The following is a 249-nucleotide window of genomic DNA, read 5'->3' on the forward strand; positions in this document are numbered from 1 at the left end:
CGGCCAGATCACTCCGGCCAGATCACTCCGGCCAGATCACTCCGGCCAGATCACTCCGGCCAGATCACTCCGGCCAGGAGCCCGAGCGGGGACCGGACGCGGCGGCGGACGGGTCCTCGGCGGACGCCGCTCCGCGCGAACCAGCAGTCTCCGCGGCCATCCCCTCCGGCGCGGCCATCCCCTCCGGCGCGGCCGTCCCCTCCGGCGCGGCCGTCCCCTCCGGCGCGGCCGTCCCCTCCGGCGCGGCCG

1 pseudogene is annotated in these 249 nt (G+C 78.7%); it reads right to left on the reverse strand.

Going from position 1 to position 249, the window contains the following annotated elements:
- Positions 1-64 precede the first annotated feature (64 nt).
- A pseudogene (locus IEZ31_RS57320) lies at positions 65-249 on the reverse strand (chitin-binding protein); the annotation flags it as partial.

The organism is Dactylosporangium sucinum (assembly GCF_014647515.1).
Classification (GTDB): Bacteria; Actinomycetota; Actinomycetes; order Mycobacteriales; family Micromonosporaceae; genus Dactylosporangium; species Dactylosporangium sucinum.